Origin of the sequence: Streptomyces niveiscabiei (genome assembly GCF_033794345.1) — a bacterium.
Taxonomy (GTDB): Bacteria; Actinomycetota; Actinomycetes; order Streptomycetales; family Streptomycetaceae; genus Streptomyces; species Streptomyces niveiscabiei.
This window is the reverse complement of sequence record NZ_JARAYJ010000014.1, coordinates 145,688-160,354: the sequence shown is the minus strand read 5'-3', so window position 1 is coordinate 160,354 and position 14,667 is coordinate 145,688. Positions and strand designations below refer to the sequence as shown.

Sequence of the window (14,667 nt, the reverse complement as noted above, 5' to 3'; positions counted from 1 at the left end):
TGCCCTCCCTGCGTCAACTCGCCGCCGTCGCCCTGTGCCTGACCGTCACCGGCTGCGGGGCCTCCGTGGAGAAGACCGCGTCCGCTCCGCAGGACAAGTCGGTCACCATCACCAACTGCGGCAAGAAGGTCACCTTCGACCACGTACCCGAACGCGTCGTCACCAACGACGTCGGGATCACCGAGCTGATGTTCGCGCTCGGACTCGAGGACCGGATGGCCGGGTTCGCGATGCCCGACGACAAGGGGGACCTGAGCGGCGTGCCGTGGAAGGACGGATACCGGAAGGTCACGTGGCTCTCCAAGGAACAGCTGACGAAGGAGAACGTCCTCGACGCCCGCGCCGACCTGGTCTTCGCCGGGTGGAACTACGGCTTCCGCGAGGACAGCGGCTTCACCCCCGACGCCCTCGCCAAGCTCGGCGTCCCGTCGTACATCCTCACCGAGTCGTGCCGCAACGGCCGTACCGAGACCTCGCGGGGCATCATGCCGCCGCTGGAGGCGCTCTACACCGACCTCACCACTCTCGGGCAGCTCTTCGGCGTCGAGCAGCGCGCGGCCACCCTGATCGCCTCCTTCAAGAAGGAGATAGCCCAGGTCAAGGCACCCGCCAAGCGGCCCAAGGTGTTCCTCTACGACAGCGGCCAGGACGCGCCGTTCACCTCCGGGAAGTACGCGGCCCCGGACCAGATCATCAGCGCGGCCGGCGGCGAGAACGTCACGCACGACGTCGACGACTCCTGGACGACCGTCGGCTGGGAGACCGTCGTCGCACGTGACCCGGACGTCATCGTGATCTGCGACTACGGGGACGTCAGCGCCGAGCAGAAGCGCGACTTCCTTCTGTCGTACGCCCCGTTGAAGAACGTCGCGGCGGTCAGGAACAAGCGGATCTTCGTCCTCGACTACGTCGACCTGGTCGAGAGCCCCCGCAACCCGTCGGCCATCGCCCGGCTCGCCGCGTACCTGAAGACCGTCTCCTAGGGCCGCTGCGTCTCCGACTCCAGGGACTGGCGGGTCGTCGCGCCGTACACGCCGGACTCGTCCGAGAGGATCAGGCGGGTGAACTGGTAGGTGCGTACGGCGCTTTGGACGTTCTCGTCGTAGACGCCGGTCGCCTCGCCGTCGTACCGGCCGAGCTGCTTGAGGCGGAGCTGGAGCTCCCGGACCTGGGGGCCGGTGTCGCCGAGGCGCAGGACGCGCGGGGCGTCGTCGGCCTGGGTGGGGGTGGGGTCCGGTGCGGCCGTCGGGGGCGCGGCCGGGTCCGCCGTCGGGGACGCCGTGGGGGAGGCGGACGGCGAGTCGGTGGGGGAGGCGCTGGTGCTCTGCGAGGGCGACTCCGAGGCCGAGGGGCTCGCGGAGTCCGAGGGGCTCCGTGAGGCGCCGGGCGACTGCTCCGCGCTGGCCGAGACCTGGTCGGGGACGCCCGCGCGCAGGTCGTCCTGGAGGTGGTCGCCGCGGGTCGGGGTCTGGTACATCGAGACGCCGACGAGGATGCCGGCCGTCACGGCGAAGGTGGCCGCGGTGACGGTGACGATGGCTATGCGGCTGCGCTTGGCCGGGGGCTTCTCGTCGGTGTCCGGGCCGAGTTCGGGGTCGTCCGGGTCCGGCTCGGGGGCGGGCTCCGGGAAGAGGCCGGGGCCCGGGCCGGGCGCGGGCATGAAGTCGTACGACGGCACCTGGCCGGGCGCGGGGGTCCCACCGGGGGCTGTGCCCGGGGCGGGGCTTCCCCCGGAACCCGGGACGAGGCCCGAGGGGTACTCCAGGGTGGATTCCGCGGCGGACTCCGGGGCCGCGCCGGGTGCGTGCCCCGGGCCGGATGCCGGGGCGAGTCCCCGGGCCGATCCGTCCTCGCCCCCGAACGCCGCCCTGTCGTTGTGTTCGCTCACGCCTGGTCCCTCTCCACGAGATCTCCGATCCTATGCGGAAGTCCCCCTTTCAACCTTCACGGGTCTCCACAAGTGGAGGGCGGGATACGGGAGTTGGGATTGGCGGCTCCCGCCATGCCGGGCGGCGGGAGCCGTCGGGGGCCGGTCCGGCGCTACCGCCAGGCGCCGGACGCCGCCGCGCGCTCGGCGTACTCGGTGAAGGAGACCGGCTCCCGCCCGAGAATCCGCGCCACCGTGTCCGTCGGCACGGCGGAGTGCCCGGCGCGCATCGCCGCGAACAAGGCGTTCAGCTCATGCGCCGCCTCCTTCGGGAACCCCTGGCCCAGCAACTCGGAACGGTACTCCTCAGGCGTCAACTCCTCGTAAGCAATGGGGTGTTCGGCGGCCCGGGCGATCTCCGCGACCGCCTCGGCGAACGTCAGCGCCCGCGCACCCGACAGGTCGTACACCTCGCCCTGGAGCCCGTCGGACGTCAGCAGCGCGGCGGCCACCTCCGCGATGTCCCGTACGTCCACGAAGGGTTCGGGGACGTCACCGGCCGGCAGGGCCAGGCGCCCGGCGCGCAGCGGGGCCTGCCACAGGTCCTCGTCGAAGTTCTGGTGGAAGTTGTTGGGCCGCAGGACCGTCCACTCGACGCCGGACTCCCGAACGGCCTTCTCCGCGGCGGCCATTCCCCGGAACGTGTCCGGCGCGACCCTGTCGACGCCACGCCCCGAGAGCGCCACGAACCGGCGCACCCCGGCGCCGACCGCCTGCTCCACGAAGGGCTGGGCGAGCCCGGGATCCTCCGGCGCGAGCAGATGCACGGCGCCGACCCCCGCCAACGCCCCCGCCCACGTGCCCTGTTCGGCCCAGTCGAACCGCACCGCGCCGGTCCGCGAGGCCGCCTTCACCTCCCGCCCGGCCGCCCGCAACGCCGGAACGAGGCGCCGGCCCACCTTCCCCGTCGCTCCCAGTACCAGTACCGCGTCTGTGCAGTTCGTCATGCCACGCAGTCAACTGGCCTGTCAAACCGGGGGACATGGCTGAACGTCCGGCGGAATTGCGTGATCGTCCGGGCCACTAGGGTGTCGGCATGGATCCGTTCGACGATCTGCTGCAAGGCGTGCGCGCGGACGGTGCCGGGCTGCGCCGCACCGACCTCACACCGCCCTGGTCGGTACCGCTGGGCGGCGACAACTCCCTGACGCTGTGCGCGGTGTTGAGCGGTACGGGGAGCCTGGACCCGGGGGAGCGGGTGCGGGCCGGTGACACCGTCGTCGTGCGCGGGCCCGGCGCCGTCCGGCTGCTGTCCGAGGCGGAGCCCGCGGTCCTGCTCACGGGGGTGTACGACGCCCCGGGTGCCGTCGGGCGGCGGCTGGCCGGCGTGCTGCCCGAGGTGATGGTGGTGCCGGGCGACGAGGGGTGCGCGCCCCTGCTGGACTTCCTCGCCGGGTCGGGGGACAGCGGCCGGCCCGTCGTACAGGACCGGCTGCTGGACTGGCTGCTGGTGTGCGCGCTGCGGGGGTGGTTCGACCGGCCGGGGAACCTGCCGCCGGGGTGGTTCGGGGCGCTCGGCGACGAGGTCGTCGGACCGGTCCTGCGGGTCATGCACGAGGCACCCGAGCGCGCCTGGACGCTCGTCGGCCTCGCCGCCGAGGCGGGCGTGTCCCGCACGACGCTCGCCGACCGGTTCACGCGGCTGGTCGGGACCCCGCCGCTGACCTACCTGACGTCCTGGCGGATGAGCCTCGCGGCCGACCTGCTCACCGGGTCGCGGGAGACGGTCGGGGCGGTGGCGCGGAGGGTGGGGTACGCGGACGCGTTCGGGTTCAGCGCCGCGTTCAAGAGGGCGTACGGGGTGAGCCCGAGCGTGTACCGGAGGTCTGCGGGGGTGCGGGAGGGCTCGGCGGGCGCGAAGGGCGGTGCGGGTGCGGCGGAGGGGGCTGGACCGGAGCGAGGGGCGGGTACGGCGGAGGAGGCGGGTGCGGGCTGGTAATCTCATCGCAGGCGTGGTTCCTCGCGCCCGTCGACACCGACCGAGGAGGTGAGTCCCATCACCGCAGGAGCAGGCAGGGCACTCACCCCGGACGAGTCCGGACGACGCGGCTGACCCAGGTCAAGCGCTCGGTGTGCCCTGATACGGCACACCGAAAGGCTCGGACCTCATGGCGTACGACATTTTCCCCGCCCTCGACGGCACCCCCCTCGCCCTCCACTCCACCGGCACCGGCGACCCCCTGGTCTGCCTCCCCGGCGGCCCCACCGACTCCGCCTATCTGGCCGGCCTCGGCGGCCTCACCGACCGGCACCGGCTGATCCGCCTCGACCTCAGGGGCACCGGCCGCTCGGCCACCCCGGCCGACCCCGCCTCGTACCGCTGCGACCGCATGGTCGACGACGTCGAGGCGCTCCGCGTCCACCTGGGTCTCGAAAGGGTGAATCTGCTGGCCCACTGCGCGGGCGCGAACCTCGCGGCCCTGTACGCCGAACGCCACCCGCAGCGGCTCGCCCGGCTCGCGCTCATCACCCCCAGCACCAGGGCCGTCGGCCTGGAGATCACCGGGGAGCAACGGCTGGCCGTCGCACGGCTGCGGGACGGCGAACCCTGGTTCCCGTCGGCGTACGCGGCCCTGTCGTCGATCTGCGCGGGCCGGGGCGACGCGGACGCGTGGGAGGCCGTCACGCCGTTGTCGTACGGACGCTGGGACGCGCGGGCGCGTGCGCATCACGCCGGGGAGTCACTGGATCCGGTGATCCTCGCGGCGTACGGCGGTGACGGGGCGTACGAACCCGCGCGTACGCGCGAGGCGCTCGGCCGGGTCGGGGTGCCGGTGCTGGTGGTCGCGGGGGAGGTCGACGTGGTGGCTCCGCCGGGGGTGGTGCGCGAGTTCGCTGGGCTGCTGCCGGGGGCGGAGACGGTGGTGCTGGCGGGCGCCGGGCACTTCCCCTGGCTGGATGAGCCGGAGGCGTTTGCGCAGGTCGTGGGCGGGTTCCTGCGGGAGTAGGGGGCGTTGTCAGTGGCGTCTGCGAAGGTGGGGGCAGTGGTGATCGACGAGCGAGGGGCGCGGCATGACCGGCGGGAACTGGGTGGGCATGGGGTGGGACTGGACGGACCACGGGGACATCAGCGCCCGGCTCGACGCGGGCGCGGACCCCGAGGCGTGGAGCGGCGGACTGCCCCTGCACCGGGCGGCCGTCTCCGGCTCGCCCGAGGTCGTTGCCGAACTCGCGGGGCGCGTCGCTGATGTGGACGCCCTGTGGGAGGGCAGGACCGCGCTGTGGGAGGCGGTCGAGTCCCGGCGCGTCGAGCACGCCCGAGCGCTCGTCGCCGCCGGAGCCGACCCCTGGCTGCCTCAGCTCGGCGGCTGGTCCCCGGGCCGCCTCGCCCTCGCGGGACCGACGCCGGACCTCTTCGAACGGCCCGGGGGACAGCCCGGGTTGACGGACGCCGAGCGCTCGGTCGCGGAGGAGGCGGCCCGGCTCCTGGCAGCGCTGGGGGAGTTCTACCACGACGGCATGGGCGTCGCCTGCGTCGCGGGCATCGACGCCGACGAGGCCGTACGGCGCCTGGAGGGCGGCGAGGTCGACCCCGAGGACCTCAAGGAGCTGCTGGAGGCGCCGTACGACGTCGACATGGACGAGAGCCTGCTGACCGTCGGCGTGACGACGGTGCCCGGCGGGTGTGTCGTCGCCCAGCCGTGGGGGTACGGGCCGCAGACGCCCGGAGTGATGAAGCGGCTGACCGCCGGGACGCGTGCGTACGGGGTGTACGCCAACCCCAAGAGCGGCAACCAGGGGTGCGTCGTTAGGGACGGCGTGGTGGAGGAATGGGACCTGCACCCCGGCGGAGGGACCGACGTCGGGCAGAGCGCCGACGAGGTGCTCATGGGCTACCTCTACGCGCTGGAGCCGATGGCGTACGCCTGCGCGTGGGCGGGCCTGCGGCCGGTCGACGCGAAGGCGTTCACGGGACAGCCGGACCGGTGGGTGCGGCTGCCGGAGCGGGACTACTGGAAGGAGTGAACGAGCCGGGCCACTGCCCCGGCGGGCGCCCTCCGGGCAACCGTGCGACCCATGGGCGCCGTTGGCGCCGGGCGGGCCAGGGCCGAGGGTGGAAGCCGTCACTCCGGGACCGCGCTTCGGGGGCCGGTCCGCCGGGCAGGGTCACGGGGGCGGTCCGCCCGGCCGAAGGCGCCGGGGCCCGGACACCAGCACAGCCACGCGTCACCGGATCCGGCGGGGATCCGCAGGGAGGGGAGCCATGTCGTCGTCCTGGTCTGCTTCGGAGCACCGGCCGACCGAGGAGCGGGCACAGCCCGTCGTCGGGACACCGGCCTCCGCCGCTGTCTTCCTCGTCCTCACCGTCGAACCCGGCGGCGAACCCGTGGCCAGGGACCTGCTCGCCGGGCTCGCCGGACTGGTCAGGTCGATCGGCTTCGGGCACCCCGACGGACAGCTGTCGTGCGTCGCGGGCATCGGCGCCGACGGCTGGGACCGGATCTGCGCAGGCGGCGAACGCCCCGCCGCCCTGCACCCGTTCCGGCCCCTCGACGGCCCCCGGCACCGGGCCGTCGCCACCCCGGGCGACCTCCTGTTCCACCTCCGCGCCACCCGCCCCGACCTGTGCTTCGCGCTCGCCACGGAGATCGTGAAGCGGCTGCGCGGGGTCGCCGTCCTCCAGGACGAGGTGCACGCGTTCTCCTACTTCGACGCCCGCAACCTCCTCGGCTTCGTGGACGGCACGGAGAACCCGGTCGGCCGGACCGCCGCCGAGACCGCGCTCGTCGGCGCCGAGGACCCGGCGTTCGCGGGCGGGTCGTACGCCCTCGTCCAGAAGTACCTGCACGACGTCGAGGCGTGGGAGAAGCTCGCCACCGAGGAGCAGGAGGGCGTGATCGGGCGGACCAAGGCGACCAACATCGAGCTGGAGCGCCCCGGTTCCCACGTCGACGTCAACACGCTGACCGGGGACGACGGCGAGGAGCGGCGGATCCTGCGCGCCGCGATGCCGTTCGGGCGGCCCGGACACGGCGAGTTCGGGACGTACTTCATCGCCTACGCGGCCGATCCCGAGGTCCCGGAGACCATGCTGCGCCGGATGTTCCTCGGCACGCAGGACACCGGGCCCGATCCGATCCTGGACTTCTCCGAGGCGGTGACCGGCACGATGTTCTTCGTACCGCCGACGGACTTCCTCAGGAGACTGGCGGCGCGCTGAGGCGTGCGGTCCGGCGAGGCGGCACCTCTCTACTGTCCTGTAGAAGAGCTGTCCTGTAGAAGTATCCCGGGGTGATCACTCAACCCGCTCTCGTCCGGGGCGGGTTGACCGGGTGTGCCCTCTCGCACGCGTGACGAAGGAGCCAGGACAGCAGGATGCCGCACATGCACGACCCGGCGATCGAGGTGGCGCCGATGAACCCCGCCCGCCAGGAGCTGGCCGACCGCTGCCGCGCGGTCACCGAGTCCCGGTGGTTCGCCCTCACCGTCTTCGCGGTGATCCTCCTCAACGCGGCGCTGCTCGGCGTGGAGACCTACGCCGGTCTCGTCGCCCGCTGGCACACGGGGTTACGGTTCGCCGAACACCTCTGCCTCGCCGTCTTCACCGTCGAACTCCTCGTCCGGCTCGGCGCGCACGCCGACCGGCCCCGGGACTTCTTCAAGGACCCCTGGAACCTCTTCGACCTCGCGGTCATCCTCACGACCTTCCTCCCGGTGGTCCGCGAGAACACCACGATCCTGCGCCTGCTGCGCCTCGCGCGGGTCCTGCGCAGCGCGCGGTTCCTGCCGCAGCTGCGGGTCATGCTGGTCGCGGTGATCCGCAGCCTGCCCGGCACGCTGAGCTTCCTGCTGGTCGGGGCGCTGCTGCTGTACGTGTACGCGATGGTCGGCTGGGTCTTCTTCAGCCGCGAGGACCCGCAGCACTACGGCTCCATCGGGCGGGCCGTCCTCACGCTCTTCCTGCTGATGACGCTGGACGGCATCGGGGACGCGGTCCACAGCGGCCTGGAGATCTCCCGCTGGAGCCTCGTCTACTACGCCTCGTACGTCCTGCTGGCGTCGTTCGTGCTGGTCAATGTGTTGATCGGGGTGGTGATCACGTCGTTGGACGAGGCGCGGGAGATGGAACGCGAGGCGGTGGGGGAGACGGGACGGGAGGCGGCGCGGGAGCCCCGGGAACCCCTCGGACCGGTGTCCCCGGGCCCCGGCACGGCGGAGAACGACCTCCTGCGGGCCCGCATCAGCGCGGCCCGCCAGGCCCTGGACGACCTCGAACGGGACCTCGCGGGTGCGGGCAGACCCGGACCTTGACCTCGACTTAAGTCGAGGTTCTACCGTCCCGGGTGTCGCACCGACCACACCCAGGGGGAACCCGGCATGACCGCCCAGCACCTCACCGACACCGACCTCGCCGCGCAGCCCGTCGCGTACTGGACCGGCCTCGCCCACGAGGCGACCATCGCCCGCATCCGCGCGCACATGGCCGAACTCGGCACCTCCCAGCCGCAGTTCTGGATCCTGCGCAACCTCTCCCCGCTCGACCTCTCGCCCGACGGCCACGGCAGGACGGTCCCGGAGCTGAAGGAGGCCATGGCCACCTACCTCCGCCCCGAGGACGACCTGTCCACCGAGGCACAGACCCTCCTGGCCAAGGGCTGGATCACCCGCGACGGCGACGGCCGGCTGTGGATCACGGAGGCGGGCGAGGAGGCCCGTACGGAGGTCAAGCGGCACGCGCCCGCCGTCCGCGCGCGCCTGCACGAGGGCATCGACGACGCCGACTACGTCACGGCCGTCAAGGTGCTCCGGCGGATGATCCGCAACGCCGGTGACCCGGCAGGGGTGCTCACATCTCCTGCAACCGGGCCGTCGTCCGGGTCAGGGCGGCCGTGAAGGGATGGGCCGGGCGGGTGAGGATGTCGTCCGCCGGGCCCTCCTCGACGAGTTCGCCCGCGTCCAGGACCGCGACGCGGTGGGCGAGGGCGGCCGTGTCGAGGTCGTGGGTGATCAGGACGAGGGTCAGGTCGGGGCGGGTGCGCAGGAGCGCGGTGAGGGTGTCGAGGATCGTGCGGCGGGTCACCGGGTCCAGGGCCGAGGTGATCTCGTCGCACAGCAGGACACGGGGGCGGGCGAGCAACGCGCGGGCCAGCGCGGCGCGTTGGAGTTCGCCGCCGGACAGGGCGGCGGGGAGGCGGGCCCACAGGGACTCGGTGAGACCGAGGGTCGTCAGGGCGTCGCGGGCCTCCTCCTGTGCGGCCGGTGCGGGCAGGCCGCGCAGGCGGATCGCCGTGCGGGAGACCTGGTCCAGGATCGTGCGGTGCTCGTCGAACGCCGAGCGCGCGTCCTGGAACACGTACTGCACGGCCGCGAGTTGGGCGCGGGTCCGGTCGCGGAGGCTGCGGGGGAGAGGGGTGCCGTCGAGGGTGACCTCACCGTCGTAGGTGCGGTGCAGGCCGGCCAGGGCGCGGGCCAGGGTCGTCTTGCCGCTGCCCGAACGGCCCACCACGGCAAGGCATTCGCCCTGATGCAGGGTGAGGCGGGGGATGTGGACGACCGGGGTGCGGCGGTGACGGGCCGTCACGTTCTCGATGTGCAGCACCTGTTCGCCGGGGGTCGTGTCCGGTGCCGTGAACGGGCGTGCCGCGTCGAAGAGTTCGCGGGTCCACGGGTGCTGCGGGGTGAGGCGGAGGCGGTCCACGGGGCCCGACTCGACGACGCGGCCCGCGCGCATGACGTGGACCTCGTCGGCGAGGGCCCGGACGACGTCCAGGTCGTGGCTGAGGAGGACCACCGCGATGCCGCGCGCGGCCAGCGCGGAGAGCTCCTCCACCACCCGGCTCTTCGTCAACGCGTCCTGCCCGGTGGTCGGTTCGTCCGCCACGACGACCTGGGCACCGAGCAGGAGGGCCTGCGCGAGGGTGACGCGCTGCTGCTGGCCGCCGGAGAGCTGGTGGGGGAAGCGGCGCAGCAGGGGTTCGGGGACCTGGGCGTCGGCGAGTGCGCCCGCCAGCAGTCCCCGGCGCTCCGTGCGGGGCCGGGTGCGGGCGATGTCCGTCAGCAGCGCCGAGACCCGGCGGGCGGGGTTGAGGACGGCGGCCGGATGCTGCGGCACGTACCCGACCCGCTCGGCGGCCCGCGCCTCGCCGGTCACGACGGCACCGGCCGGGAACTCCCCGAGCAGTGCGAGCCCCGTCGTGGTCTTGCCGCTCCCCGACGCACCCACCAGCGCGGTGACGCGCCCGGCAGCCACCCGGAGACTGACCCCGTCGACGATGGCCCGGCCGCCGATCTCGACGCGGAGATCACGGAGTTCGGCGACGACGTGCCCGGCGGGGCCGTCTCCGGCTGGGACGCGTGGGGGCTCGGCATCTCTCTCCGGCGTACGCCGGGCCCCGCCGCCTCCGGCCGCACCGCGCGCGAGCCCGCCACCTCCGTCGGGGACCTGCCCAGCCTTGCTACGCCCGCTGAGGGGACGTCCGGCTCCGCCGCCGTCGGCAGCGTGGAAGATTCCGCCGTCTACGCCGGGAACGCGCCCGAGCCCAGCACCTCCGCCCGGACCCCGCGAGGCCCCGCCGCCCGCGTCCGGAATCCGAGCCGCCCCACCGTCCCCGTCCGCAACAGCCCCGCCGCTCCCACCCGCACCACTCATGAGACCGTTGTCCCCTTCTTACGGCCCAACGCCGCGTCGAACAGCAGATTCGTCCCCGTCGTCAGCGCCACGATCAGCAGCGCCGGTACCACCACCGCCCACGGCTGCACGAACAGCCCCGTCCGGTTCCGGTCGACCATCACCGCCCAGTCCGCCGCGTCCGGCTCGACCCCGACGCCGAGGAACGCGGCGGTGGCCACCAGGTACAGCACCCCGGTGAGCCGGGTCCCCGCGTCGGCGGCCAGCGTCCGTACGCCTGAGCGTGCGACGGTTCCGACGGCGATCCGCCACCACCCCTCGCCCTGCATCCGCAGCGCCTCGACGGCCGGGCGCGACGCGGCCTCCCCGGCGGCGGCCCGGACGATGCGTGCGGCGTCCGGCACGTTCACCGCCGCCACCAGCAGCGCGAGCCCGACCGGCCCCGGCGAGAACACGGCCGCGACGAGCAGGATCAGCAACAGCGAAGGCACCGCGAGGAGTACGTCCAGCGGACGCATCAACACCTCCTCCAGCCACCGCCGATGCGTCAGCGCACAGCACAACCCGACGGGCAGCGCGACGAGATAGGCCAGCGCGGTCGCCGCGAGCGCCGTCACGACCACCGGCCGCCCGCCGTGCAGGATCTGCTGGACGACGTCCCGCCCCACGAAGTCGGTGCCCAGCCAGTGACCGCCCCCCAGCGTGAACGAGGTTCCCCGGGGCCCGGGTTCACCCGCGAACACCGGCCCGAGCAGCGCCAGCAGCAGCGGCACCGCGACGACCACCACGCCCAGGACGAACCGCCGCCGCCCCCCGAAGCCGAACCGCCCCCCGAAGCCGAACCGGCGCCCCGCAAGGCCGAACCGCCCCTTCACGCGGCCACCTCCGCCCGAGGTGCGAACCGATGCGCCACCAGATCAGCCCCCAGATTCAGTACGACCGTCAGCACCCCGAACACCACCGCGAGCCCCTGCACGACCGGCACGTCCCGCTCGGACACGGCGTTCAGCAGCACCGTCCCCAGCCCCGGAATCACGAACAACGCCTCCACGACGATCACCCCGCACAGCAACCAGTCGACGGTGCGCGCCAGTTGCTGCACGGCCGGCGCGAGCGCGTTGGGCAGCGCGTGCAGATACCGCACCCGCGCCTCCGGCACCCCGTACCGCCGGGCCTGCGCCACGTACGGCGAGGCCAGCGCCTCGACCATCCCGGCCCGCACGAGCCGCGACAGCGAACACACCGGCCGGGCCAGCAGAACGAGCACCGGCAGCACCAGCACGGCGGGATGCGCGAGGAGTTCGGTCCCGTACCCGACAGCGGTCGGCGGCAGCCAGTCGAGGCGCAGCGCGAACACCGTCACGAGAAGCACCCCGAGCGCGAACTCCGGTACGGCGTACACCCCGAGGGTCACCGCGCTGGCCAACCGGTCGATCCAGCCGCCTTCGTGACGGGCCATCAGCACCCCCAGCCCGAACCCGGCCGGGATCAGCAGCAGCAATGTCAGCGAGGCGAGCAGCAGCGTCGGACCGAAGCCCTCGGAGAGGTACAGGGAGACCGGCCGCCCGGAGACCAGGGACGTGCCCAGATCCCCGTGCAGCAGACCGCCCGCCCAGGTCAGCAGCCGTTCCCCGGCGGGCTGGTCGAGGTGCATCGCCTCCCGGATCGCGGCGATCCGCGCCGGATCGGGCTGATCGCCCGCGAGGGCGACCGCCGCGTCGCCCGGCAGCGCCTCGGCGAGCGCGAAGACCAGCAGCACCACGGCCACGGTCTGCGCGACGCCGAGCAGCAGCCGCCGGACGACGAACGAGCCGAGAAAACTCACGCGAGCCACACCTTGTCGAACCGCGCCCAGCCCAGCGTGTTGGCGGGAGCCGCCTTCTCGACTCCCTTGACCTGGCGGCCCGTTCCGATGATCCAGTCCGCGAACCCCCACACCAGGAACCCGCCCTCGGTGTACAGCCGCCGCTGCATCCGCCCGTACACGGCGGCCCGCTGGGTCGCGTCGGGCGTCGACTGCGCCTGCTGGTACAGCGCGTCGAAGTCCTTGTGCCGCCAGTGCGTCGCGTTGGTGGTCGAGTCCGTCAGCAGCCGCTGCGAGATGTGCGCCTCGATCGGCATCGCGCCCGAGCGGTAGCAGGCGAGGACACCGGAGTCGAGGATGTCGCTCCAGTACGAGTCCTTGCTGCCGACCCGCACCTCGACCGTGACCCCGGCTTTCTTCGCCTGGTCGCGGAAGATCCCGGCGGCCTCCGTGAACCCGGCGGCGACCTCCGAGGTGTCCAGCGTGACCTTGAGGTCCGAGGCGCCGGCCGCCTTCAGCAGCGCCCGCGCCTTCGCCAGGTCCTGGGCGCGCTGCGGGAGGTCGGCCGCGTAGTACTCGTACCCCTTGCCGAACAGGTCGTTGCCGACGACGCCCGCGCCCGACAGCGCGCCGTCCACGAGTTCCTGCCGGTCGGCGATGAGGAAGAACGCCTGCCGTACGCGCGGGTCGTCGAACGGCGGCCGGTCGGTCTTCATCGCGAACGCCTGCATGGCGCTGCCGCGCAGCCGCACGATCTCGATCTGCCCGCGTCCCTCGTGGGCGCGGGCGGTCGTCGGGTTCAGCTCGTGCGCGTACTCGATCTGGCCGCCCAACAGGGCGTTGACGCGCGCCGATTCCTCGTTCGCGACGACGAACTCCAGCTCGTCGAGGTGCGGGGCGCCCTCCCAGTAGGCGTCGTTGCGGCGGAAGACCGCCGAGCGGCCCGGCGCGAACGACACGAACCTGAACGGGCCGGAGCCGACCGGCTTCTTGCCGAAGTCGGAGTCGGCCGCCTTGTCGGGCACGATGTACGCGCCGAACGCGGCCAGCACGTTGGGGAATTCGGCGGTCGGCCGCTTCAGCACGAACTCGATCGTCCGCGTCCCCGTGGCCCGGCTCGCCTTGAGGTCGATGGGCTCCAGGGACGCCTTGGCGCGGAACGCCTTCGCCGGGTCGGCGATCCGGCGGTAGCTGTAGAGCACGTCCTGCGCGGTGACGGGCCTCCCGTCGTGGAACTCGGCCTCGCGCAGGGTCACTTGCCACCGGTCGAGGGTCTTGTTCGGCTCCCACTTCGCCGCGAGCCGGGGTACGGCCGCGAGGTTCGGGCCGTAGTCGGCGAGCTTGTCGTACTGCGCCTTGGCGCGGGCGACGTCGCCGAAGAGGTTCGCGAGGTGCGGGTCGAGGTTCTCGCTCGCGCCGCCGCCCGCGAAGGCGGCCCGCAGCCGGCCACCGCGCCTTGGCGTGTCACCACCGGACGCGCCGCCCCCGTCGCCGGAGTCACCGCACCCGCTCACCGCCAGCGCACCCAGCGAAGCCGCCCCCGCCGCCAGAAAACCCCGGCGACCCAAAGAAAAACGCATCGGACATCCTCAAGAAGTAGTGAGTCGAGCAATCACATGCAGCCGGTCGGCATCCGCCGCAGACCCCGGCAACAGCCCCTCCCGCCACGGAGGTTCGGTACGCGGACCGGGTCCGTCGTGCAGTTCCAGCACCTCGAACCCGTGCGAGGCCAGCCGGTGCCGCAGTTCCAGCGGGAACAACAGCCGCCACGCCGACCGCTGTTCGACCGGACCGTCCTCGGTCTCCCAGACCCGCGTCCGGCGCAGCAGCTGAGCCGTGCGGTCCACGGTGAGCGTGGTCGTCGACCGGTACGAAACCCCCTGCCAGACGAAGGAGTTCACGCCCGGCGTGTCCAACAGGTCCGTCCGGCCCAGGAAGTACGCCCCGTTGCGCATCTCCGCGACCAGCAGCCCACCGGGCGCGAGCGCCCGCCGCACCGACCGCAGACAGGCGTCGAGCTGGTCGTCGGTGTGGCAGTACAGCAGCGCGCTGTCCAGGCACAGCACGGCGTCGAACTCGCCTGCGCCCAGGTCGAATCCGTGCAGGTCGGCCGTGACGTAGGTGGGCCCGGGATGGACGGATCGCGCATGCGCGAGCATCGCCTCCGACAGGTCGGCCCCGGTGACGGTACGGCCGGTGCCGTGCAGGTACGCGGCGTCGCGCCCGGTGCCGCAGCCCAGGTCGAGGACGCGCGCGCCCGCGTCGTACCGGCGCAGGCAGTCCTCGGCCCAGCGCCCGGCGAGCCGTTCGGCGTCGGGGAAGCGGGCCTCGTACAGGGCGGGGTTGTCCGTGAGGAGGTTGGACATG

At 73.1% G+C, this 14,667-nt stretch carries 14 protein-coding genes; 7 read left to right on the top strand and 7 right to left on the bottom strand.

All coding sequences use genetic code 11. From position 1 onward, the window contains the following. Positions 1 to 8 precede the first annotated feature (8 nt). Positions 9 to 983 (top strand): ABC transporter substrate-binding protein, encoded by a 975-nt coding sequence (locus tag PV682_RS21320; protein ID WP_319732200.1) that lies wholly within the window; start codon positions 9 to 11, stop codon positions 981 to 983. On the opposite strand, the gene PV682_RS21315 is transcribed toward PV682_RS21320, so the two are convergent. Further along, a complete protein-coding gene (locus tag PV682_RS21315; RefSeq protein ID WP_319732121.1) occupies positions 980 to 1,888 on the bottom strand; it encodes a peptidoglycan-binding domain-containing protein in 909 nt (302 codons plus the stop codon). The genes PV682_RS21320 and PV682_RS21315 overlap by 4 nt on opposite strands. Before the next feature lie 152 nt (positions 1,889 to 2,040). Next, on the bottom strand, positions 2,041 to 2,874 hold the full coding sequence (locus PV682_RS21310) for an NAD(P)H-binding protein (RefSeq protein WP_319732119.1): 834 nt from the start codon (positions 2,872 to 2,874) through the stop codon (positions 2,041 to 2,043). Between the two features lie 89 nt (positions 2,875 to 2,963). Here PV682_RS21310 and PV682_RS21305 point away from each other — a divergent pair, with 89 nt between their 5' ends. From PV682_RS21305 to PV682_RS21280, 6 genes are all read left to right on the top strand, one after another. After that, positions 2,964 to 3,866, top strand: a complete 903-nt coding sequence (locus tag PV682_RS21305; protein WP_319732117.1) for an AraC family transcriptional regulator — start codon at positions 2,964 to 2,966, stop codon at positions 3,864 to 3,866. A 169-nt stretch (positions 3,867 to 4,035) separates the two neighbouring features. Continuing rightward, entirely contained in the window at positions 4,036 to 4,875 is an 840-nt protein-coding gene (locus PV682_RS21300) for an alpha/beta fold hydrolase (protein ID WP_319732115.1), read from the top strand. Between the two features lie 64 nt (positions 4,876 to 4,939). Beyond that, positions 4,940 to 5,893, top strand: coding sequence for an ankyrin repeat domain-containing protein (locus PV682_RS21295; protein WP_319732113.1), 954 nt, complete (start codon positions 4,940 to 4,942; stop codon positions 5,891 to 5,893). A gap of 238 nt (positions 5,894 to 6,131) precedes the next feature. Then, the gene (locus PV682_RS21290) at positions 6,132 to 7,088 is read left to right on the top strand and encodes a Dyp-type peroxidase (protein WP_319732111.1); all 957 of its coding nucleotides are present in this window, start codon (positions 6,132 to 6,134) and stop codon (positions 7,086 to 7,088) included. A gap of 164 nt (positions 7,089 to 7,252) precedes the next feature. Continuing rightward, positions 7,253 to 8,179, top strand: a complete 927-nt coding sequence (locus PV682_RS21285) for an ion transporter (RefSeq protein WP_407705715.1) — start codon at positions 7,253 to 7,255, stop codon at positions 8,177 to 8,179. Between the two features lie 66 nt (positions 8,180 to 8,245). Continuing rightward, positions 8,246 to 8,761 carry a MarR family winged helix-turn-helix transcriptional regulator gene (locus PV682_RS21280; RefSeq protein ID WP_319732107.1) on the top strand — a complete coding sequence of 172 codons (516 nt, stop codon included), beginning with the start codon at positions 8,246 to 8,248 and terminating at the stop codon, positions 8,759 to 8,761. Here the strand turns inward: PV682_RS21280 and PV682_RS21275 are convergent. The 5 genes from PV682_RS21275 to PV682_RS21255 form a co-directional block, all read right to left on the bottom strand. Continuing rightward, positions 8,715 to 10,157, bottom strand: coding sequence for an ABC transporter ATP-binding protein (locus tag PV682_RS21275; protein ID WP_319732199.1), 1,443 nt, complete (start codon positions 10,155 to 10,157; stop codon positions 8,715 to 8,717). The two genes, PV682_RS21280 and PV682_RS21275, sit on opposite strands and share 47 nt — an antisense overlap. 356 nt (positions 10,158 to 10,513) lie before the next feature. Further along, complete coding sequence (locus PV682_RS21270; protein WP_319732197.1) at positions 10,514 to 11,290, bottom strand: ABC transporter permease; 777 nt, start codon at positions 11,288 to 11,290, stop codon at positions 10,514 to 10,516. 77 nt (positions 11,291 to 11,367) lie between these two features. Then, a complete protein-coding gene (locus PV682_RS21265) occupies positions 11,368 to 12,321 on the bottom strand; it encodes an ABC transporter permease (RefSeq protein WP_319732104.1) in 954 nt (317 codons plus the stop codon). Beyond that, complete coding sequence (locus tag PV682_RS21260) at positions 12,318 to 13,880, bottom strand: ABC transporter substrate-binding protein (protein ID WP_319732102.1); 1,563 nt, start codon at positions 13,878 to 13,880, stop codon at positions 12,318 to 12,320. Before PV682_RS21260 ends, PV682_RS21265 begins: the two co-directional genes overlap by 4 nt. A 9-nt stretch (positions 13,881 to 13,889) precedes the next feature. After that, complete coding sequence (locus PV682_RS21255) at positions 13,890 to 14,666, bottom strand: class I SAM-dependent methyltransferase (protein WP_319732100.1); 777 nt, start codon at positions 14,664 to 14,666, stop codon at positions 13,890 to 13,892. Position 14,667 lies beyond the last annotated feature (1 nt).

Coding starts and splice junctions, on each gene's coding strand:
- PV682_RS21310 (WP_319732119.1), bottom strand. CDS start 2,874: ATGACGAACTGCACAGACGCGGTACTGGTACTGGGAGCGACGGGGAAG.
- PV682_RS21305 (WP_319732117.1), top strand. CDS start 2,964: ATGGATCCGTTCGACGATCTGCTGCAAGGCGTGCGCGCGGACGGTGCC.
- PV682_RS21300 (WP_319732115.1), top strand. CDS start 4,036: ATGGCGTACGACATTTTCCCCGCCCTCGACGGCACCCCCCTCGCCCTC.
- PV682_RS21295 (WP_319732113.1), top strand. CDS start 4,940: ATGACCGGCGGGAACTGGGTGGGCATGGGGTGGGACTGGACGGACCAC.
- PV682_RS21290 (WP_319732111.1), top strand. CDS start 6,132: ATGTCGTCGTCCTGGTCTGCTTCGGAGCACCGGCCGACCGAGGAGCGG.
- PV682_RS21285 (WP_407705715.1), top strand. CDS start 7,253: ATGCACGACCCGGCGATCGAGGTGGCGCCGATGAACCCCGCCCGCCAG.
- PV682_RS21280 (WP_319732107.1), top strand. CDS start 8,246: ATGACCGCCCAGCACCTCACCGACACCGACCTCGCCGCGCAGCCCGTC.
- PV682_RS21260 (WP_319732102.1), bottom strand. CDS start 13,880: ATGCGTTTTTCTTTGGGTCGCCGGGGTTTTCTGGCGGCGGGGGCGGCT.
- PV682_RS21255 (WP_319732100.1), bottom strand. CDS start 14,666: ATGTCCAACCTCCTCACGGACAACCCCGCCCTGTACGAGGCCCGCTTC.